The organism is Tatumella sp. UBA2305, from assembly GCF_002345795.1.
Lineage (GTDB): Bacteria > Pseudomonadota > Gammaproteobacteria > Enterobacterales > Enterobacteriaceae > Tatumella > Tatumella morbirosei.
This window is the reverse complement of the sequence record NZ_DDVT01000003.1, coordinates 113,655-134,177: the sequence shown is the minus strand read 5'-3', so window position 1 is coordinate 134,177 and position 20,523 is coordinate 113,655. Positions and strand designations below refer to the sequence as shown.

Here is a 20,523-nt window from a genome sequence, read left to right as displayed (position 1 = left end):
TGCGAGTTGTGCTGCTTTTAGTAAATATTAGTGAGCAATACAAAATGTGGAAATGGTTACACCAACTGGCAAAGCCAGAACGGCTTTATAACATCTGCGGCAGGTTTATTCCCTGGGTAAGTCTGGCGGCGTTGATTACTTTACTGCTCGGATGGATTTGGGGATTTGGTTATGCCCCGCCGGATTATCAACAGGGCGACAGCTACCGTATTATGTATATTCATGTGCCGGCAGCGATGTGGTCGATGGGTGTTTATGCATCAATGGCCATTGCGGCATTTATTGGTCTGGTCTGGCAGATGAAAATGTCTGATCTGGTGGCCTCAGCCATGGCTCCCGTCGGGGCGGTATTCACCTTTATCGCTCTGGTGACCGGCTCTGCCTGGGGCAAACCGATGTGGGGCACCTGGTGGGTCTGGGATGCACGTCTGACATCGGAACTGGTACTGCTGTTTATCTATATGGGTGTCATTACTCTCTATAATGCCTTTGATGATCGTCGGGTTGCGGGGCGTGCCGCAGGTATCCTGATTCTGGTCGGGGTAGTAAACCTGCCTATTATCCATTACTCGGTTCAGTGGTGGAATACCCTGCATCAGGGCTCTTCCGGTATTTTGCAGCAGGACATTGCTCCGTCGATGCGTACCCCGTTACGCTGGGCTATCCTCGGTTATCTGCTGGTCTTCATTTCTCTGACGCTGATGCGCCTGCGTAACCTGATCCTGGTCACCGAACGAAATCGTCCCTGGGTTTCTGCTATTGCGAATAAGGGGCGTAGCTCATGACACCTGCTTTTTCTTCATGGTCCAGTTTTTTCCAGATGGGAGGCTATGCCTTCTATGTCTGGCTTTCTGTCGGTATGACCTTACTGGCACTGGGATGTCTGATCATCCATACCCTGGTACAACGAAAACAATTATTAAAAGAAATAAGACAGCGTGAATCCCGTGAACGCAGGATCAGCGCTGCAAAACGAAAAAAAACCGCCGCTAACACGGCAGGAGATCACTTGTGAACATTCGTCGTCGTCGCCGCTTACTGGTTGTGGTGGCAATACTGGTCGGCCTCGGTCTGGCGACTGGTTTAGTTATGTATGCACTGCGTTCAAACATTGATTTGTTCTATACACCCAGTGAAATTCTGAACGGACGTGGTCCTGAGCATAAGGATATACCTCATCCGGGGCAACGGTTACGGATTGGCGGTATGGTTATGCCAGGCAGCGTAAAACGTGATCCGAAAAGTCTGGCAGTGGAGTTCAAACTGTATGACGCCAACGGAGTTGTCAGTGTGAGCTATGTCGGTATTCTTCCTGATCTGTTCCGTGAAGGGCAGGGGATTGTCGCAGAGGGCGTGCTGGAAGATGGCAACCTGATCAAGGCTGATCAGGTGCTGGCCAAACATGATGAGAAATACACGCCACCAGAAATTGAAGATGCAATGAAACAGAACCACAAAGGGCCTGCTAAACGCTATCAGAACCCACAAGGTGAGCAACAATGATACCTGAAATAGGCAGTTTTTTGTTATGCCTGGCCCTTGGCCTGGCTGTGTTACTGAGTATTTACCCGCTATGGGGAGCCGCGCGACAGGACAGTCGTTTGATGGGACTGGCCCGGCCTCTGACTTATGGTTTGTTTACCTGTATTGCGGCAGCATTTCTGATTCTGGTTCATGCTTTTATTGTTAACGACTTTACTGTGGCCTATGTCGCTGAGAACTCCAATACCATGCTGCCAATCTGGTACCGTATTGCAGCAACCTGGGGGGCTCATGAGGGATCGTTACTGCTGTGGTTACTGATGCTTAGTGGCTGGACACTGGCGGTAGCGTTGCTGAGCCGTGGTATGCCACAGGATGCCATTGCCCGGGTGCTGGCGGTGATGGGCATGATTAACCTTGGCTTCCTGCTGTTTATTACCCTGACCTCCAATCCGTTTATCCGGACATTGCCTGATTTCCCTGTTGATGGCAGCGATCTCAACCCAATGCTCCAGGATATCGGACTGATTTTCCACCCGCCATTACTCTATATGGGGTACGTCGGATTTTCAGTGGCATTTGCGTTTGCCATTGCTTCACTGATGACCGGGCGGCTCGATACGGCATGGGCCCGCTGGTCACGTCCATGGACGACAGCGGCGTGGATTTTCCTGACCATCGGGATTGTTTTAGGGTCAGCCTGGGCCTATTACGACCTGGGCTGGGGAGGCTGGTGGTTCTGGGATCCGGTAGAAAATGCCTCGCTGATGCCGTGGCTGGCCGGAACCGCATTAATTCACTCACTGGCGGTGACAGAGAAACGCGGGACCTTTAAATCCTGGACCGTGTTACTGGCTATTACCGCCTTCTCACTGAGTCTGTTGGGGACCTTCCTGGTACGTTCAGGTGTACTGGTATCGGTTCACTCGTTCGCGTCAGATCCTTCCCGTGGTATTTTTATTCTGATATTCCTGGTGATTGTCATCGGTAGTTCGTTACTGCTGTACGCTATCCGTGGCGGACAGGTGCGTAGCAGGGTACAGAATGAAGGCTGGTCGAGAGAGTCCTTCCTGTTAGGAAATAATGTTCTGTTGATTGCCGCTATGCTGGTGGTATTGCTGGGGACTTTGTTACCCCTGGTACACAAGGAACTGGGGCTGGGCAGTATTTCGATTGGTGCACCGTTCTTCAATACCATGTTTACCTGGCTTATGGCGCCGTTTGCTCTGATGTTGGGTATCGGACCTCTGGTACGCTGGCGTCGTGATGAACCTCAAAAATTGTATAAGCGGTTAATTATTGCGGCAGTTGTCACTCTGATTGCTTCCATTGCTCTGCCATTACTGTTGCAGGACCGTATTGAAGCGATGACGGTGGTTGGTCTGCTGATGTCAGTCTGGGTTATTGTACTGACGCTGATGGAGCTTCATGAACGTGCAACCCATCGCCATACTTTTTTCCGTGGACTGGGACATCTGTCCCGCAGTCACTGGGGCATGGTTCTGGGGCATCTTGGCGTGGCGGTGACGGTGATTGGAATAGCGTTCAGTACCCAATACAGTGTTGAACGCGACGTCCGGATGAAAGCCGGTGATAACGTCGATATCCATAATTATCATTTTGTTTTCCGTGATGTTCAGCGCCTGGTGGGTCCTAACTATACCGGGGGGGTGGCGATTATTGATGTCACCCGCAACGGAAAACAAGAAGCTGTGTTGCATGCGGAGAAGCGTTTTTATACCGCCGCCCGCACTATGATGACGATGGCCGCAATCAGTGGCGGTTTTGGCCGCGATCTTTACGCAGCCCTGGGTGAAGAGATAGGCCAGGGTTCATGGGCCGTTCGTCTCTATTACAAACCTTTTGTTCGCTGGATTTGGTTCGGTGGTGTGTTTATGGCGGTTGGCGGTATTTTGTGTCTGCTCGACCCGCGGTATCGCTCCCGCAAGAAAGCACAGGCACAGGAGGAATCACTGTCATGAATAAAAAAATTCTGTTCATCCCGTTAGTGCTGTTTCTGCTGCTGGCGGCGGCGCTACTGTGGCAGCTGAACCGGAATGCAGACGGGGATGATCCGACGCTTCTGGAATCAGCGCTGGTCGGCAAACCGGTACCGGTGTTTAAACTGGAATCACTTCAAAACCCCGGACAACTATACAGTCAGAAAGCGCTGATCAATGGTAAGCCGTTATTGCTGAATGTCTGGGCCACCTGGTGCCCTACCTGCCGTGCTGAGCATGAGTACCTGAATACGCTGGCTGAGAAGGGGGTTCGGGTCGTCGGACTGAACTATAAAGATAACCGGGTGAAAGCGATTAACTGGCTGAATACTCTGGGGAACCCTTATGCTCTGAGCCTCTATGATGGCGACGGAATGCTGGGGCTGGATTTAGGCGTTTATGGTGCGCCGGAAACCTTCCTGATCGACGGCAAAGGTATTATCCGTTATCGCCATGCTGGCGATTTGAATGCTGAAGTCTGGAAAGATGAAGTCCAGCCGTTATGGAACAAGTACAGCAAGTTGGCGGAGGATTAACCCGAATGAAAAAGCTGATCCTTTTCCTGGCGGCAATGATGACCAGTTTTAGTCTCTGGGCAGCGATAGATACTTATCAGTTTAAATCTCTGGCACAGGAAGAACAGTATCGGGATCTGACGCAGTCGCTACGTTGTCCAAAATGTCAGAATAACAGCATTGCTGACTCCGGCGCGATGATCGCTGCAGATATGCGTCAGAAGGTTTATGAACTGATGCAGCAGGGGCAAACCCGCCAGCAGATTGTCGAATATATGGTGAAACGTTACGGGAACTTCGTCACTTATGAACCTCCGGTGACACCGTCCACCATTATTTTGTGGGTCGGTCCGCTGTTATTTGTAGTTGCAGGTGCTGCGATAATTATTATGCGTAGCAGAAGAAAAAAAACGCGGGCTGAGCTGGACAGTACAGAACAGCAAAGACTGGCTGCGTTACTGGATAATGACGGGAAACCGCTATGAGTGCCCTTTGGTTAAGTATTTGTATTTTATTACTGGCGGCGTGTGCTTTAATTCTCACCAGTGGCTGGCGTTCAGGAAAAGACACCAGTAATCAGCGTGATCAGCTGAATAAATCTTTTTATCGTCAACGTCTGACAGAGCTGGAAGAGGACGAACAGCAAGGGGTAGTGGCTGAGAAACATGAAATGATTGCTGAATTACAGCAAACATTACTGACCGATATTCCGGAAAATCAGCAGCAGGCTAAAGCGCGGACTTCCGGTCGCTGGGTACTCTGGCCCGGGCTTATCGTCTTAGTACTGATCACCCTCGGTATGTATCTGAAAACGGGTGGGTTGTTGCAGGTCATGCAGTGGAATCAGATCCGTAATGATTACCCGGCGTTGCGCCAGCGGTTAATGGATCCCAATGCTAAAAACCTGAGTATGCAGGAATTACAGGAATTCGAGGTTGGACTGCGGACTTCTCTGCAATCAGACCCGGATAACCTGAATGACTGGGAAATGCTCGGCCGTCTGGGGATGGTGCTGAATAATGTTCCCCTCTCCAGCCAGGCCTTTCAGCGGGCGTTGAAATTGTCACCCAATAATACGGCGTTGAAACTGGATTATGCGGAAGTCCTGGTGCGGTCACCGGACCCTGAAGATAACCGTCAGGCAGAGGTCATGCTGGGTGATATGCTGAAAGCTGAGCCGCAAAATCTCCGAATCCTGAGTCTGCTGGCGGCCGATAGCTTTACAGAGCAAAACTATGATAAAGCCATTGGCTATTGGCAAAAAATGCTGACCATGATCCCTGCCGATTCTAAGGAAGCAGACGCGGTACGTAAAGGCATAGAGCAGGCCCGGACCAATGCTGGGCAGCAAACCAGCAAGCTGACATTGAATATTGCAATTGCGCCTGCAGCAGAAAAAATGTTAACACCTAACGGAATATTGTATATTTCCGTAACTGACGGTGTTTCTCCGGTTCCGGTTGCGGTGAAACGACTGCCGTTAAGCCATTTCCCGCTGACGATTACGCTCGATGACAGTAATGCGATGATGCCGGAACGTTTGTTATCTGCACAGCATACTATTCAGGTCCGTGCGCGGATTTCCCGTAACGGAGCAGCGAATCCTCAGTCTGGGGACTGGTTCGGCCAGACTGATAAAATTCAGTATAACGGTCAACAGACAGTGGCTGTTGAAATCAACCAACAGCAGCCCTGAACTCACCAATCAATCATTGCAGAGGGAGCTCAGCATGCATTACCGCCTGACCAGTCTGGGGGTGGCCAGTTTACTTCTGGTAGGGTGCGCCGGCAGTAAACCGGCCACTGACAACACAACGCAGGTCACGAAGCCTGAGACGCAACAAATAGCGAAATCTGCTGTTGCGGCCCCGCAGTCACAACCTGCAGCCTCAGGGGCCGGGCAGCGTAGTGATCCGTTGGAAGGTTTTAACCGCACGATGTTTAATTTTAACTACAACGTGCTGGATCCTTATGTACTTCGTCCTGTGGCGGTCGCCTGGCGTAATTATGTCCCGGTGCCTGCCAGAACGGGATTGAGTAATGCGTTGAGTAACCTTGATGAGCCTTCCAGTATGGTGAACTCCCTGTTACAGGGACATGTAAACCAGGCGGCTATCCATTTCACCCGCTTTTTCCTTAACTCTACACTGGGGTTGGGCGGATTTATTGATGTGGCCGGTAAAGCTAACCCTAAACTGGCTCGTGAACATGCCAATGGATTTGGTACTACGCTGGGTCGTTACGGTGTTGGTTATGGCCCGTACGTGGAACTGCCTGCGTATGGCAGCTTCACTGTTCGCCAGGATGGCGGCGATATGGTTGACACTCTGTATCCGCCATTGAGCTTCCTGACCATCTGGCTTTCTGCCGGGAAATGGGCGCTGGAAGGTATTGAATCGCGCGCCGAATTACTGGATTCAGATGCCATGCTGAAACAGCAAAGTGATCCGTACTCGTTTATCCGAAATGCATACTTCCAGCGTTACGATTTCCTTGCTAACGGCGGAAAACTTAAACCTGAGGTTAACCCGAATGCTCAGGCGATTCAGGGGGATTTAAGCGAGATTGATTCTGACTAACTGGGTGTTTTATCACAGTTGATCAATTAAAGGGCCGGAGAAATCCGGCCCTTTTTTTAGAAACGATAGTTAAAGCCGGCACCGTACAGCCAGGCTTTACCCGTAGAATTAAAGGTATAAGGACCTTCATGAATGGTGACATGCTGTCCATGCATATAGGAAACACCGACATCCACTGAGGCATCCGGGGTAAAGGCGTAGGATGCGCCAGCACTCAGCCAGACTCTGTCCTGGTCAGGAATTGAAATGCTGCGATAGTTCGCTGATGCCGGGCTGTCATCAAAGGCGATACCGGTACGGAAGGTCCAGTTGTCATCATAGAAATAGGTGGTACCTAATGCCAGACGATAGGCATCGCGGAATTTTTCATCTTTCTGCATCAGTATCTGGCCATTATCACCGGTTCCTTTCAGTTCCTGGAACTGACTCCAGCTGGTGTAAGCCATACTGTAATGTACCGCCCAACGGGGTGCCACTTTATGCCAGCCGGAGACTTCCCACATTTCAGGTAAATTCAGTGTCAGAGCACCAGGGATACTGCTGCCATTGGTGCCATACAACCCCGCCTGTTGCCAGACGGCATTGTAGGCGGAAGGTAGCTGACTGCTGTAGTTGCCATGAAATTTCACTTTGACTTCGGAGCGATAAGTAAAGCCGAAACGATTGTTCTGGTCCACTTCGTACAATATTCCCGCGTTCCAGCCATATGCCCATTTGTTGCCTTTCAGATGTGAAATCTGAGTGTTGGCAGGGATGCCGTAAGCGGCAAAACTCTCTCCGGCATATCGTTCCAGTTTAGCTTTGGAGTAGATGGCATCGAAACCCACACCAAAACTCAGATGGCTGTTCATCCGCCATGCGGTACTTAGATTGAGGTTAGTGGTCGTTAAATCGGTGTTGCCGCCATAAGGCCCGGCGGTATAGCTGCTGGGAAATTCAGTGGCGAGGCCGTAGTTGGAGGTGGCCGAAGCGCCAATCCACCACTGATCATTGATTGGCTGAATATAATGGATATCCGGGACCCAGGCGGTTGGAGCGATATTATTAGCTTCCAGACTGGCTCCCGACGGACTGGTACCGCTAATGTTGACGTCAGGGTCAATAAATACTGCACCAACCGAGAATGCCGGGCGGTCGAAAAGGGCCATTGTCGCGGGGTTACGGCTGGCGGATGCGGCAGTATCGCCCATCGCGCCCTCACCGGAATAAGAACGCCCCAGTCCGATGGCTGAAAATTCATTTAACTGGTATCCGGCCGCCAGCACCTGGCTGGTTGCCAGTGTTACCCCGATAGCCACGGCGGTTTTTAACCACTGCTTATTAGGTGTCATAAGTTTAACCTCATGTTATTTTTGTATTTTCTGCAACCAAAGCTATCAGGATATGTTGCAGTGTAGGGTTCAGTCTCAACTACTCTGACCAGTTCGATGAGTATAGGTCCGACCTGTTGCTGTGTTGCAATATTGTTATTTAAATATTTCTATGTCGATCATAAAAATGAATAAAAATTATCCAAAACCTGATAAAGCAAGCGGGCTTTGAAATTCATGGAGCAGGGTTGTTGCGTTGGATCAAGCTTTGCGCGTTCTTCGGTCACGGAGGGTGCTTTCGTCTGGAACCGTAGCTTACCGGAGGCGTACACTGTGTTAAGAAATTCACAACCGCACCGGAGCAGATGATGACTGATGCAATAAAAAAATGTAGTGCCAACGAAACCGCAGCCTGTTGTTGTGTGGATGTTGGTACGGTGATGGATAACAGTGACTGTACTGCCAGCTGGTCAGCGAGCTATGCTGATCGAAATGCGGCTGAGTCGGCGCTGGCAACTCTGACGGCCAAAGCCCGCGCAGTAGAATCTTCGCCTTGTGAAATTCAGGCGAAATTTAATAATGAAGCAGAATCTGTCCGGCTGGACGCGGAATTTATTTTTAGCTGCCAGGCTGAAAGTATGATTTTCCAGTTAGGTCTGCGTTAATTCCTGCCTGAGCCGCTGCCGCGGCTCTCTGTTCTTTCAGCAATGAGTCAGGTTTTCAGCCCTGGCCGTTCGTATCAATTCGTGTTGCTTCTCTCATTTTTTGTTACCGCTATTGGCGTAAAAATCGCATCCGGGCAACACTGACAAGCAGGTCAGACCTCTTCGCTGACAAGCCACAGCCGTCACAAGGAAACCGAATGAATAAATCCCAGCCTTTACGTACGCGACAGGGCGAACGAATTGTATTTACTCATGGTTTACGCACACCGTTTGTCCGCCAGGCGACCGATTTTCACGGGTTGCCTGCGCTGGAGTTAGGTCGGATTTTAATCTCAGAGCTGATGGCACGCAGTGAGCTATCCCCCGAAATTATTGACTTGCTGGTATTTGGGCAGGTGATACAAATGCCGGAGGCACCCAATATTGCCCGTGAGGTGGTTCTCAGTAGTGGTTTACTGCCGCGGACTGATGCGTACAGCGTTAGCCGTGCCTGTGCTACCAGCCTGCAGTCCGTTGCCAGTGTGGCTGAGAATATGGTGGCGGGTCACTGTAAAGCCGCCATTGCGGGCGGTGCTGACTCATCGTCGGTATTACCGATAGGAGTATCGCGGCCACTGGCAAAGGCTTTACTGGATATGAGCAAAGCCAAAGGCTGGTCTAAGAAACTGGCATGTCTGTCCGGCATGGGATTACGTGATTTTCTGCCTCAGCAGCCGTCGGTGGCAGAATATTCGACAGGATTACGGATGGGCGATACCGCCGAGCAGATGGCAAAAAGCTATCATATCAGCCGACAGGACCAGGACAACTATGCCAGAAAATCACATCAGCTGGCGGCACAGGCCTGGGATAGCGGGCAGCTGGATCAGGAAGTGATGACTGTCTGGCTGGCCGGAAAATCAGCACCGGTCAGCCGGGATAACACGGTGCGTGCTAACAGTTCTACAGAAGATTATCAGCGCCTGAAACCGGCGTTTGATCGCCGGCATGGCAGTGTGACGGCGGCCAACAGCAGTATCCTGACCGATGGCGCGGCAGCAGTGATAATGATGACTGAATCGCGGGCACGTGATTTGGGACTCCGGCCCTTGGGATTCTTACGGAGTTATGCTTTCACCGCGATCGATGTATGGCGCGATATGCTGCTGGGGCCCGCTTATGCATCACCGCTCGCTCTGGAACGAGCCGGTATTACTCTGCAGGATTTAACGCTGATCGAAATGCATGAGGCTTTTGCTGCGCAGGTATTGGTCAATCAGAAAATGTTCAGCGATCAACAGTTTGCCAGCGAGTCGCTGAAAAGGAAGCAACCTCTGGGTGACATCGACCCACTGCGCTTCAATGTGCAGGGCGGGTCGCTGGCTTACGGTCATCCGTTCGCCGCCACCGGTGCGAGGATGATTACCCAGACGCTTCACGAGCTACGACGCCGTGGTGGAGGGTTGGGGCTGGTCACTGCCTGTGCGGCAGGGGGGTTAGGTGCGGCAATGGTCCTGGAGGTCGAATAATGACGACAGATACTGCGTTCCGTCTGACGATAGGCGATGATCATGTTGCCGTGATTACCCTCGATGTGGTGGGGGAGAAGGTGAATACCCTGAAAGCAGAGTTCGTCGATCAATTACGGACAATGATTGATGTGGCCCGTGAAGATCCTCAGCTGGCCGGGCTGGTATTCATTTCCGGGAAGAAGGACAGTTTTATTGCCGGTGCAGATATCCGGATGATCGACAATTGTCAGAGTGCCGGTGAGATAGAAACTATTTCACAACAGGCTCAGTCGGTGATGGCTGATATTGCCGCATTGCCGGTACCGGTTGTGGCAGCTATCCACGGCGCCTGCCTTGGCGGCGGTCTGGAGTTCGCTCTGGCCTGTGATATTCGCATCTGTACCGATGACGTGAAAACCCGCCTTGGGTTGCCGGAAGTACAGCTGGGGCTGTTGCCCGGGGCAGGGGGTACTCAACGCCTGCCGGCGCTGATTGGACTGGCGGAGGCGCTGCCGCTGATCCTTACCGGAAAAACCCTTAGGCCTCGTCAGGCATTGAAGATGGGTCTGGTGGACGAGATTGTCAGCCCTGAAGGGTTGCTACAGATAGCACGGCAGAAAGCCATGGCCGGGAAAACGACATCCCGCCGACCGGATATCAGACAGCGTCTGTTGTCTGTCGGGGTAATACGGCGACTCTATTTCCGCCTGGCAAGACGACAGGCTGAACAAAAAAGCCGTGGTCATTATCCGGCTGTCGCACGGATACTCTCTCTGTTGGAAAACCATCGTGCTGTGCCTTCCGCCCGAGATTATCAGCAGGAGAGTCGTTATTTTGCGGAACTGGCGATGACCCCGGTGTCTGTTGCATTACGTCGGTTGTTTTTTATCTCTACAACCCTGAAGAAACCGCAGGAATTACCGCCGGGAGTGGTTCCGGTGAATCGTGTCGTTGTGCTGGGGGGCGGACTGATGGGGGGTGGGATTGCCGCCATCAGCGCACTAAATGCCGGCGTGGCGGTGCGTATTAAAGATATCACGCCACAGGGTGTCCGGCATGCTATCGATTATAGTGCCGCGATTCTGAAGAAAAAAGTGCAGCGCAAACATTTACGCAAGGCAGAGATGGCTCAGCAGATGTCGCGGATTACCGGAGACACTGAATGGCGGGGAATGAGCCACAGTCCGCTGGTGATTGAAGCTGTGTTTGAGGATTTGCCGACTAAACAACAAATGGTGGCTGAAACCGAGCAGCGTTGTTTGCCGGCCACTGTGTTTGCGTCGAATACCTCCTCGTTATCACTACAGGATATTGCACGGTATGCAGAACGCCCCGAAAATATTATCGGACTCCACTACTTCAGTCCCGCGGAGAAAATGCCGCTGGCTGAGATTATCCCGCAACCGGCAACTTCCGAAAGGACACTGGCGCTGACTCTGGCATTTGCCAGACAGCAGGGCAAAATTCCGCTGGTAGTCGCTGACCGGCCGGGATTCTATGTAAACCGTATCCTGACTCCCTACCTGAATGAAGCAATGCACTGTCTGCTGGAAGGTGAACCGGTGGAAGTCATCGATCAGGCGCTGGTCGATTTTGGCTTTCCCCTCGGTCCGTTTCAATTGCTGGATCAGGTAGGGATTGATGTCGCAGCCAAAATATCTCCTGTGTTGTATCAGGCTTATGGTGAGCGTTTTCAAACGCCTGAGCGAATTTCAGCTATGATTAATGACGGGCGAAAAGGCCGTAAAAATGGTAAGGGATTTTACCTCTACCCGGCAAAAAAAACGTGGTTCCCCCGTAAAAAGCAGGCTGACCCGGCAATCTATGCATTACTGCATGTGAAACCTCATGCACAGCAGGCTCCGGCAGACATCGCACGGCGTTGCGTACTGATGATGCTGAATGAGGCGATGCGTTGCCTTGACGAGCAGGTGATCCGTAATGAGGAAGACGGTGATGCCGGGGCGGTATTTGGTATTGGCTTTCCCCCCTATCTGGGTGGGCCGTTTAACTATATCCGTCAACAAGGGGAAGCTGAAATTTTACGGCAACTGGAGCAGGCAGCCAGCCGGTACGGTGATCGTTTTATTCCTTGTCGGCCAGTTTCTGAGCCCTGAGCGGATATGCAAATATCCTATGGTGAAGTTTGCCCGGGCTGCTGCTATTTTAACTGGCGCGCGGTTAACTGAAGCTTAGTGTGGTAGCCGGGAAAGGGCAGGATTTGCGCCGGGTCAATATGAGAGGAGATAGGTTGTTCAGTAAATAAACAATTGGTTGACTGTAGCACAGGCTTTAGGTAAAACACCTGCTTCATTGCTTTTTGCAGTTTGCTGCAGGTAATGAAACCGTTCTTTTTTCAATTAACAGCGGTGCCATATGCAAGTTTATATCATGCGTCACGGTGAAGCGGCGCTCGAAGCGGACAGTGATTCAGTCAGACCCCTGACGCATTGCGGTTGCAGTGAGTCACGACAAATGGCCAGTTGGCTGGGTAAACAAACTGTCGATATCGAACGAGTGCTGGTAAGCCCTTATCTGCGTGCTGAACAGACCCTTTCTGAAGTCCGTGGCTGTCTTAAGTTACCGAAAGAGTTTGAAGTATTACCTGAGCTGACTCCTTCCGGAGATGCAGCAAGTGTGGCCAGTTATCTTGAGGTTCTGGCGAAACAGGGCGTAAGCTCGGTATTAGTCGTTTCTCACCTCCCGTTAGTCGGTTATCTGGTGTCAGCGCTCTGTCCACAGGAAGCTCCACCGATGTTCGCCACCTCAGGTATTGCCTGTGTCCGCTTTGACGAAAAGAGCGGGCTGGGGGAGCTGCTGTGGCAGGTCAGCCCGTCAAGACTTGATAAAGCAATGTAACCGGAACTGACCCGGGGGCAAGCCCCGGGTCAGGGTAGTTCCGGAGGCTGCCACTCTTCTGTCTCAATTAACACCAGTAACGCGGCATCACCTCCAAAAAGGCGAGGGGCCTGGTGAAAGGCCATCACATAGGGATGCTGAGCCAGCCACAAAGGTGTCTGTTGCTTCAGGATGTGCTTACCGTGCCCATGCATGACACTGGCACAAAACAGATGCTCCCTGCGGCAGGCGGCGAGTAATGCCCCCAGTTCCTGTTTTGCCTGTTGCTGTGTCAGACCATGCAGGTCGAGAAATATTTCCGGCGTGTAATCCCCGCGACGTAGTTTCTTCAGCTCATAATGACTGACATCGGCCCGCACATAGCGCACAGGACCTTCCTCAGCCAGCAGCGGCTGGAATTCATCAGAAAAATAGTGACTGTTATCTGCCTGTTCCGAGAGTGCGCGTTTTTCAGTAATTTTACGCCCCGATGCCCGTAAGGGGGTATGCAGGACGGTATCCTGTTTCAGGCGTCGGGTATCTGACATCAGTTGCCGGAACAACGCCTGGTCTTCATGAGCTGTTTTTTTTGAATTCATATGACCACTGGATCTGTCAGGGGGGATAAAAGCGTATTTTCCCTGCTTCCTGTTAAATTGCAAATTCGATTCAGATCTGTGACTGTCGGCTTTGGTTATCAGCGGCTGCCGGTCAGAACACAGACCATATAACAAATGTATTTTTGTCGCTTTGGATAAGTCGATTAAGGATAGCAGATAAAAGGTGGCTTTTTATCATCAGGACGCTGAATTCTGAGTCACTTCATGGCAAACTATCGCCAGTTTTTGGTTATCGCCCCCGGAGGGCAATGTGGACAAAATTTTCGTCGATGAGGCAGTGAACGAACTGCACACCATTCAGGATATGCTGCGCTGGGCAGTAAGCCGCTTTTCAGCGGCTGATATCTGGTACGGGCATGGCACAGACAATCCCTGGGACGAAGCTGTTCAGCTGGTTTTGCCAACGCTCTATCTTCCGCCTGAAATTCCGGAAGATATGTATACTGCGCGCCTGACCAGTAGTGAGAAAAAGCGTATTGTGGAGCGGGTGATCCGCCGGGTTAACGACCGGGTGCCGGTCGCTTATCTGACTCATAAAGCCTGGTTCTGCGGACATGAATTTTATGTGGATGAGCGTGTACTGGTCCCGCGCTCTCCAATCGGTGAGCTGATTAACCATCGTTTTACGGGCCTGATTAATATCCAGCCTGAGCGTATTCTTGATATGTGTACCGGCAGCGGTTGTATCGCCATCGCCTGTGCGTATGAATTCCCGGAAGCAGAAGTGGATGCCGTAGATATTTCGGCAGATGCCCTGGCCGTAACCGAACAGAATATTGAAGCGCACGGTTTGCTGCATCAGGTGACTCCTTTGCGTTCTGACCTGTTCCGTGATTTACCCGCTATCAAGTATGATTTAATCGTGACCAATCCGCCGTATGTTGATGCTGAAGATATGGATGATTTGCCGGATGAATATCGCCATGAGCCGGAGTTAGGGCTGGCAGCCGGCAGTGATGGCCTGGTGCTGGTACAGCGAATACTGGCGAATGCCGCAGATTATCTGACCGATGACGGCGTACTGATTTGTGAAGTCGGTAACAGCATGGTGCATATGATTGAGCAGTATCCTGAAGTGCCTTTTACCTGGCTCGAGTTTGAAAATGGTGGTGACGGGGTGTTTATGCTGGACAGGCAGCAACTGATCGAGGCGACGCCTTACTTCAGACAGTACCAGTTTTAATTTCAGGATAGACCGGTGGCCTGCCGGTTTGTGTTGCAGAATTGAGGAACGACCATGGCCGGAAATAGTATTGGACAGCTTTTCAGAGTCACCACCTTTGGTGAATCACATGGGATTGCCCTGGGATGTATCGTGGATGGTGTCCCGCCAGGCATCCCGCTCACTGAAGCAGATATTCAGCATGATCTGGACCGCCGCCGTCCGGGGACTTCGCGTTATACCACTCAGCGGCGTGAACCGGATCAGGTGAAAATCCTGTCAGGTGTATTTGAAGGAGTTACTACCGGGACCTCTATTGGCTTATTGATCGAAAACACCGATCAGCGTTCTCAGGATTATAGTGCGATTAAAGATCTGTTCCGTCCGGGACATGCCGACTACACCTATGAACAAAAATATGGCCTGCGTGACTATCGTGGTGGTGGTCGTTCATCCGCCCGTGAAACTGCAATGCGGGTTGCGGCCGGAGCTATTGCGAAAAAATATCTGCAACAGGCTCATGGTATTGTCGTTCGTGGCTATCTGGCTCAGATGGGTGATGTGCGTTGTGAATTGCGTGACTGGCAGCAGGTAGAACAGAATCCTTTCTTTTCAGCAGATGAGACTGTGCTGGATGCGCTGGATGAACTGTTGCGTGGCCTGAAGAAAGAGGGTGACTCCATTGGCGCTAAGGTCAGTGTCGTGGCGGAAGGTGTTCCTCCTGGGCTCGGTGAACCCGTGTTTGACAGGCTGGATGCCGATCTGGCACATGCCCTGATGAGCATTAATGCCGTGAAAGGCGTTGAGATTGGTGACGGATTTGCGGTGGTCAGCCAGCGAGGTAGTCAGCACCGGGATGAAATCCGCCGTGATGGTTTTCAGAGTAACCATGCAGGTGGCGTTCTGGGGGGGATCAGCAGTGGGCAGTCGATTCTGGCGACCCTGGCGCTGAAACCGACGTCCAGCATTACGGTACCGGGTAAGACTATCACCCGTCAGGGTGAAGAAGTAGATATGATCACCAAAGGGCGTCATGACCCTTGTGTGGGGATCCGTGCGGTGCCAATTGCAGAAGCAATGATGGCAATAACTTTGATGGATCATCTGCTGCGTCATCGTGCTCAGTGCGCTGACGTGCAGAGTAGTGTTCCTCGCTGGTAAATACGATGAAAAAAATTGCGCTCGCGGTTCTGATGTCGCTGCTGAATGTCAGTGCTGTGGCAGCAACACCCTGGCAGCAGATTCAGAAACCTGTCAGTGGTCCGCCACAATCCATTGGTAGTTTTGCTAACGGTTGTATTATTGGCGCTCAAAGCCTGCCTCTGAATGCAGAAAATTATCAGGTGATGCGTCAGGATCAGCGGCGTTATTTTGGTCATCCGGATTTGATCCAGTTTATTCAGCGCTTTAGTGCCCGGGTTGCCGAACAGCGACTGGGTGAAGTGCTGATTGGTGATATGGGAATGGCTGCGGGTGGTCGCTTCAGCAGCGGCCATGCCAGCCATCAGACCGGCCTGGATGTTGATATCTGGTTGCAACTGCCTAAGTCACGCTGGACGGCACAGCAGCTTTTGCATCCCCAGCCCCTGGATCTGGTTTCTGCCGATGGTAAACATGTGGTTGCCAGACACTGGACTCCTGCAGTTGGACAGATGATTAAACTGGCCGCAGAAGATCCACAGGTCACCCGTATTTTTGTGAATCCGGCAATTAAGCAGCAACTTTGTCTGGAGGCTGGCAGCGATCGTAACTGGCTGAACAAAGTTCGTCCGTGGTTTGCTCACCGGGCACATATGCATGTCCGGTTGCGTTGTCCTCCGGGCAGTACTGAATGTCAGGATCAGCCACCACCACCGCCAGGTGACGGATGTGGTGCTGAACTTCAAAGCTGGTTCCAGCCAGCTAAACCTGGCAGTGGTGCTCCGGTCAAACGGACACCTCCGCCGTTACCTCCTTCCTGCCAGGCATTGCTCGATAAACATTTATTGTAAGGAACACTATGGAGTGGTTTTTGGTCTCACCCGGGACGGTTGCTCTGTTATTTCTGGTGGCGGTTGCTGCTGCGTTTATAGACTCGATTGCCGGGGGCGGTGGATTGTTAACCGTCCCGGCGCTGTTGGCCGCCGGACTCTCACCGGCTAACGCCCTGGCCACTAATAAGTTGCAGTCGGTGGGAGGCTCTTTTTCAGCCAGTCTCTATTTTATTCGCCGTGGCGCGGTCACGCTGTCTGAACAACGCCTGAATATCGCCATGACTTTTATCGGTGCCATGATAGGCGCCACGGTGATTCAGCATTTAAGGGCTGATTTGCTGCGCCAGTTGTTACCGTTATTGATGATTGGTACCGGTTTATGGTTTTTACTGATGCCGAAAGTCGGGGAGACTGATCGTTCGTCAAGACTCACGGGCCTGGGGTTCGCACTGGTGGGTGGCGGATGTGTCGGCTTCTATGACGGATTTTTTGGACCCGGTGCAGGCTCGTTTTACGCACTGGCGTTTGTGACCCTGAGTGGTTTTAATCTGGCTAAAGCCACCGCTCATGCCAAGTTGCTGAATTTTACCTCTAACTTTGCCAGTCTGCTGTTTTTTATGTTTGGTGGCAAAATTATCTGGGGGCTCGGTGCCGTGATGTTGCTGGGGGCATTTTGTGGCGCACGGCTGGGGGCCAGGTTGGTACTGACCCGTGGACAGCAATTGATCCGGCCGATGGTCGTAATTGTTTCGCTGGTCATGAGTCTGAAACTTTTATGGGACAGCCACGGTCAGGCGATTCTGCAGGCTTTAGGGCACTGAATCCGACCCACAGGGAGCAGAGTCGCACTACATGCGACTTAAAGTGACGTAAATCAGGTAAAGAGTAAGCAATGACAACGCATAATTATCAGGATCTGATGGTCATTTTTGAGCAGTGTTTTTATCAGGATTTTAATACCCGGCTGGTAAAAGGGGATGATGAACCTGTTTATCTGCCGGCAGATCAACACATTGATTTTAACCGGATCGTTTTCGCCCACGGTTTTTACGCCAGTGCTTTGCATGAGATCTCTCACTGGTGTGTCGCCGGTGAAGCCCGTCGTAAACTGGTGGATTTTGGTTACTGGTATTGTCCTGATGGCCGCGATCAACAGACCCAGCAGCAATTTGAAGCTGTAGAAGTGACACCACAGGCCTTTGAGTGGATGTTTTCGGTGGCCGCCGGATTTCCCTTCAATGTCAGTTGTGACAACCTGGAAGGTGACTGTGAACCTGACAGGGTCGCTTTTCAGCGCAAGGTTCATCAGAAAATAGCGGGTTTACTGACCCATGGAATTCCTGAACGCCCCTTGCGGTTTATTACGGCATTAAATCGTTTCTATGCGACTCCGGTGCTGAATGCTGGACAGTTTCCGTGGCCGGAAGAGCTGTGCTGAGTGGTATTTCCCTGAATAAGAGGTTCTGAGTAATGGTAGAAATTGAAGCGCATATTCTGGCAATGATCGATGATATGGTGGAAAGCGCTTCCGATGATCAGTTATTTGCCGGTGGCTATTTACGCGGGCATCTGACTCAGTCGGTTGCAGAACTGGAGCTGCAGGGAGAAAGCAGCCCGCAGGCATTGAAACAGAAGGTTGAACAGAGCCTGCAGGCAGCTATCCGCCAGCAGGAGTTATCGCCGCCCGACCAGGTACTGGTTCTGAGCCTGTGGGAAGAGCTTTATCATAAGGCCAGCAGTGCTGTAGCTGGCTGAGTCACAGAAGCCGTCGCTATCATCCGTTGACCGGGCGGCCTTTCAGTAATTTTCTTATCCAGAAACGGTTTGGCTGTAAGGCATCAAGGGTCGTGGCATCCAGAGGCTGAGGCTCACCACTGATCTGTGCCGCCAGAATTTCGGCAGCCAGAGGGGCACTGCATAATCCCCGGGAACCCAGTGCTGCCAGCACGAAGAGTTGTGGCCAGACCGGCGCTGCAGCGACCAGTTCCGGTTTGCGGCTTTGTTGCTGCAATGCCGAATATTGAGTCAGAGTAGCATCATAATCGGGCAGAGCCCCGGTCATGGGTAAGTGGTCGCGGATAGCGCAACGCACACCGTTTCTTGCCTGGTGTAGTGAGACATCAACTTCAGTGGTCCATGGGCTGTCTGGCAGGCAGTTAATGAGCCGCTGACGGTTTTCCTGTTGATCTGTTTCGCTGAATTGAGCGTTCTCTTCCCCCCGATGATAACTGGCACCAATACAGTGGGTCTGAAACTGTGGGCTGAGTGGGGTCAGATATCCGTCGTAACAAAGCACGGTTTTCAGTGCGGACAAGCCCGGGGATGCGGGGACATGACTGACCTGGCCTGCGACCGGATAAACCGGCAAACGTGCCGACTGGGTCAGTTGGCTAACCCGGTGACCGTTGGCCAGCACCACCGCAGTGTGTTGTTTAGCCGGATGGGATGTGAAATTTAACTGCCAGCCTTCATTCTCTGGTTGCAATGACAGCAGGTCATGCTGCCAGTAACAGGTCATTCCCTGTTGCTCCGCCAGCCCGATCAGATGGGTCGTCAGTTGTGCGGGATTGAGCCAGCCTCCCTGCGGATAAAAAATGCCGCCACAGTCCAGCGAAACTCCGGCCAGTTCACTGGCCTGTTTAGCGTCAACGTTACGGGCAATAGAAAAGGGTAAATCCATCTCCAGCATCTGTTCTATTTTACGCTGACTCTTATCATCCCATCCCAGTTGCAGTACTCCGCTCCAGTCATGTTCAAATTCACAGGGCAGGGTGTCATAAAACCGCCGTGCAAAACTGAATGCGGTCGGGAAAAAAGTGGCCAGCACCGGATCATGGCTGTTCAGCAGAGGATAGAGCGCACCCTGCCGGTTGCCTGAGGCATTGGCTGCCGGAGTCTCATCCGCGCAATACAGGCTGACCCGGTAATCCCGACGTAGCAGAGCGAGTGCCAGGCAGGCACTGGCAATGCCCCCACCAATAATCGCAACTTCTTTTCCATTGACCGCTGGCCGGTGAAACCAGGGACGTGAAACCGGAACAGGCACAGCCTGAGGCAGGTTTCCACAGAGCATTTCCCGTTTGCGTCCAAAGCCTTTGCGCTTTTCGGCATGAAAACCGGCCTGTTGCAGGCCGCGGCGGACAAAACCGGCCGCGGTAAATGTGGCAAAGGTGCCTCCCGGGCGTGACAGACGAGCCATCGCGGAAAATATCCGATCATTCCACATCCGGGGATTCTTTGACGGGGCGAAACCATCCAGAAACCATGCATCGACCTGATGATTCATGCTGTCATCAAATGTATCAATCAGCAGGTTAATATCTCCCAGCCACAGGTCCAGGGTGACCTGCCCATGATTAAACAGCATTCTCTGGCCACCGGATAACGCTTCAGGCCATTGTTGTTGTAGCTGGTGGGTATATTCAGCCAGTTCCGGCCAGTGCCGGTGGGCCGCAACGATATCCTGGCGGGTCAGCAAATATTTTTCACAGCTGATGAAGTGCAGACGCTTAACGCTGGCTTGTGGATTCTCAGCCAGCGCACGGTCAAATGCCTGCCAGAGTGTCAGAAAATTGAGGCCTGTACCAAAACCGGTCTCAGCAACAATAAAAAGATCGCCTGGATGGTCGGAAAAACGTGCCGGGAGCTGGTTTCCGCCCAGAAAAACATAACGGGTTTCATTAAGACCGTCGTCATTGGAAAAATAGACGTCATCAAAAAATTCAGAAACAGGTGTACCCTGTTCGTTCCATCGGAGGGTAGCATGTTCTATTCGGCAGGGCTTCACGGCTTAAGGCTCATTGGTCAGGCAATAAGCGAATTTTATCGATATCATACCTGCGACGCAAATTTACACGGGAATTTGCTGATCGGACTTGTTCGGCTTACA

General features: G+C 51.9%; 21 protein-coding genes. 18 read left to right on the top strand and 3 right to left on the bottom strand.

The window, feature by feature from the left end; all coding sequences use genetic code 11:
- Positions 1 to 44: 44 nt before the first annotated feature.
- The 8 genes from B3Z23_RS01910 to mlaA are packed head-to-tail and all read left to right on the top strand — an operon-like array spanning position 45 to position 6,576.
- Positions 45 to 785, top strand: coding sequence for a heme ABC transporter permease (locus tag B3Z23_RS01910; RefSeq protein WP_038021873.1), 741 nt, complete (start codon positions 45 to 47; stop codon positions 783 to 785).
- Positions 782 to 1,015 carry a heme exporter protein CcmD gene (ccmD, locus tag B3Z23_RS01905; protein ID WP_038021871.1) on the top strand — a complete coding sequence of 78 codons (234 nt, stop codon included), beginning with the start codon at positions 782 to 784 and terminating at the stop codon, positions 1,013 to 1,015. Before B3Z23_RS01910 ends, ccmD begins: the two co-directional genes overlap by 4 nt.
- Positions 1,012 to 1,503: a cytochrome c maturation protein CcmE gene (gene ccmE / locus B3Z23_RS01900; RefSeq protein WP_038021868.1), complete on the top strand. Its 492-nt coding sequence runs from the start codon at positions 1,012 to 1,014 to the stop codon at positions 1,501 to 1,503. The genes ccmD and ccmE overlap by 4 nt, the downstream gene beginning before the upstream one ends.
- Positions 1,500 to 3,464, top strand: coding sequence for a heme lyase CcmF/NrfE family subunit (locus tag B3Z23_RS01895; RefSeq protein ID WP_294900830.1), 1,965 nt, complete (start codon positions 1,500 to 1,502; stop codon positions 3,462 to 3,464). Before ccmE ends, B3Z23_RS01895 begins: the two co-directional genes overlap by 4 nt.
- Positions 3,461 to 4,018, top strand: coding sequence for a DsbE family thiol:disulfide interchange protein (locus tag B3Z23_RS01890; protein WP_038021863.1), 558 nt, complete (start codon positions 3,461 to 3,463; stop codon positions 4,016 to 4,018). The genes B3Z23_RS01895 and B3Z23_RS01890 overlap by 4 nt, the downstream gene beginning before the upstream one ends.
- Before the next feature lie 5 nt (positions 4,019 to 4,023).
- Positions 4,024 to 4,482 (top strand): cytochrome c-type biogenesis protein, encoded by a 459-nt coding sequence (locus B3Z23_RS01885; protein WP_294900823.1) that lies wholly within the window; start codon positions 4,024 to 4,026, stop codon positions 4,480 to 4,482.
- Entirely contained in the window at positions 4,479 to 5,693 is a 1,215-nt protein-coding gene (ccmI, locus tag B3Z23_RS01880; protein ID WP_294900820.1) for a c-type cytochrome biogenesis protein CcmI, read from the top strand. The genes B3Z23_RS01885 and ccmI overlap by 4 nt, the downstream gene beginning before the upstream one ends.
- A 34-nt stretch (positions 5,694 to 5,727) precedes the next feature.
- Positions 5,728 to 6,576, top strand: a complete 849-nt coding sequence (gene mlaA / locus B3Z23_RS01875) for a phospholipid-binding lipoprotein MlaA (RefSeq protein ID WP_294900817.1) — start codon at positions 5,728 to 5,730, stop codon at positions 6,574 to 6,576.
- A gap of 56 nt (positions 6,577 to 6,632) precedes the next feature.
- Here the strand turns inward: mlaA and fadL are convergent, their stop codons facing one another.
- A complete protein-coding gene (gene fadL / locus B3Z23_RS01870; protein ID WP_294900815.1) occupies positions 6,633 to 7,907 on the bottom strand; it encodes a long-chain fatty acid transporter FadL in 1,275 nt (424 codons plus the stop codon).
- A 347-nt stretch (positions 7,908 to 8,254) separates the two neighbouring features.
- Here fadL and B3Z23_RS01865 point away from each other — a divergent pair, with 347 nt between their 5' ends.
- The 4 genes from B3Z23_RS01865 to sixA all read left to right on the top strand — a co-directional run bounded on the left by B3Z23_RS01865 (position 8,255) and on the right by sixA (position 12,900).
- Positions 8,255 to 8,551 carry a YfcZ/YiiS family protein gene (locus tag B3Z23_RS01865; protein WP_294900812.1) on the top strand — a complete coding sequence of 99 codons (297 nt, stop codon included), beginning with the start codon at positions 8,255 to 8,257 and terminating at the stop codon, positions 8,549 to 8,551.
- A gap of 197 nt (positions 8,552 to 8,748) precedes the next feature.
- Positions 8,749 to 10,059 (top strand): acetyl-CoA C-acyltransferase FadI, encoded by a 1,311-nt coding sequence (fadI, locus tag B3Z23_RS01860; RefSeq protein ID WP_294900810.1) that lies wholly within the window; start codon positions 8,749 to 8,751, stop codon positions 10,057 to 10,059.
- Positions 10,059 to 12,158, top strand: a complete 2,100-nt coding sequence (fadJ, locus tag B3Z23_RS01855) for a fatty acid oxidation complex subunit alpha FadJ (RefSeq protein WP_294900808.1) — start codon at positions 10,059 to 10,061, stop codon at positions 12,156 to 12,158. Before fadI ends, fadJ begins: the two co-directional genes overlap by 1 nt.
- 259 nt (positions 12,159 to 12,417) lie before the next feature.
- Positions 12,418 to 12,900, top strand: coding sequence for a phosphohistidine phosphatase SixA (gene sixA / locus B3Z23_RS01850; RefSeq protein WP_294900804.1), 483 nt, complete (start codon positions 12,418 to 12,420; stop codon positions 12,898 to 12,900).
- 29 nt (positions 12,901 to 12,929) lie between these two features.
- Here the strand turns inward: sixA and smrB are convergent, their stop codons facing one another.
- Positions 12,930 to 13,478: an endonuclease SmrB gene (gene smrB, locus B3Z23_RS01845; RefSeq protein WP_038021846.1), complete on the bottom strand. Its 549-nt coding sequence runs from the start codon at positions 13,476 to 13,478 to the stop codon at positions 12,930 to 12,932.
- Between the two features lie 271 nt (positions 13,479 to 13,749).
- On the opposite strand from smrB, the gene prmB reads away from it, so the two are divergent.
- The 6 genes from prmB to B3Z23_RS01815 all read left to right on the top strand — a co-directional run bounded on the left by prmB (position 13,750) and on the right by B3Z23_RS01815 (position 18,389).
- Positions 13,750 to 14,682: a 50S ribosomal protein L3 N(5)-glutamine methyltransferase gene (prmB, locus tag B3Z23_RS01840; RefSeq protein WP_294900799.1), complete on the top strand. Its 933-nt coding sequence runs from the start codon at positions 13,750 to 13,752 to the stop codon at positions 14,680 to 14,682.
- 54 nt (positions 14,683 to 14,736) lie between these two features.
- A complete protein-coding gene (gene aroC, locus B3Z23_RS01835) occupies positions 14,737 to 15,822 on the top strand; it encodes a chorismate synthase (RefSeq protein ID WP_294900795.1) in 1,086 nt (361 codons plus the stop codon).
- 5 nt (positions 15,823 to 15,827) lie between these two features.
- Positions 15,828 to 16,652 carry a penicillin-insensitive murein endopeptidase gene (mepA, locus tag B3Z23_RS01830; protein WP_294900792.1) on the top strand — a complete coding sequence of 275 codons (825 nt, stop codon included), beginning with the start codon at positions 15,828 to 15,830 and terminating at the stop codon, positions 16,650 to 16,652.
- A gap of 8 nt (positions 16,653 to 16,660) precedes the next feature.
- Positions 16,661 to 17,455: a TSUP family transporter gene (locus B3Z23_RS01825; RefSeq protein WP_294900790.1), complete on the top strand. Its 795-nt coding sequence runs from the start codon at positions 16,661 to 16,663 to the stop codon at positions 17,453 to 17,455.
- Between the two features lie 71 nt (positions 17,456 to 17,526).
- Positions 17,527 to 18,072: an elongation factor P hydroxylase gene (locus B3Z23_RS01820; RefSeq protein ID WP_294900788.1), complete on the top strand. Its 546-nt coding sequence runs from the start codon at positions 17,527 to 17,529 to the stop codon at positions 18,070 to 18,072.
- A gap of 32 nt (positions 18,073 to 18,104) precedes the next feature.
- On the top strand, positions 18,105 to 18,389 hold the full coding sequence (locus B3Z23_RS01815; RefSeq protein WP_294900785.1) for a YfcL family protein: 285 nt from the start codon (positions 18,105 to 18,107) through the stop codon (positions 18,387 to 18,389).
- 19 nt (positions 18,390 to 18,408) lie between these two features.
- On the opposite strand, the gene mnmC is transcribed toward B3Z23_RS01815, so the two are convergent.
- Complete coding sequence (gene mnmC / locus B3Z23_RS01810) at positions 18,409 to 20,421, bottom strand: bifunctional tRNA (5-methylaminomethyl-2-thiouridine)(34)-methyltransferase MnmD/FAD-dependent 5-carboxymethylaminomethyl-2-thiouridine(34) oxidoreductase MnmC (protein WP_294900783.1); 2,013 nt, start codon at positions 20,419 to 20,421, stop codon at positions 18,409 to 18,411.
- Positions 20,422 to 20,523: the final 102 nt, after the last annotated feature.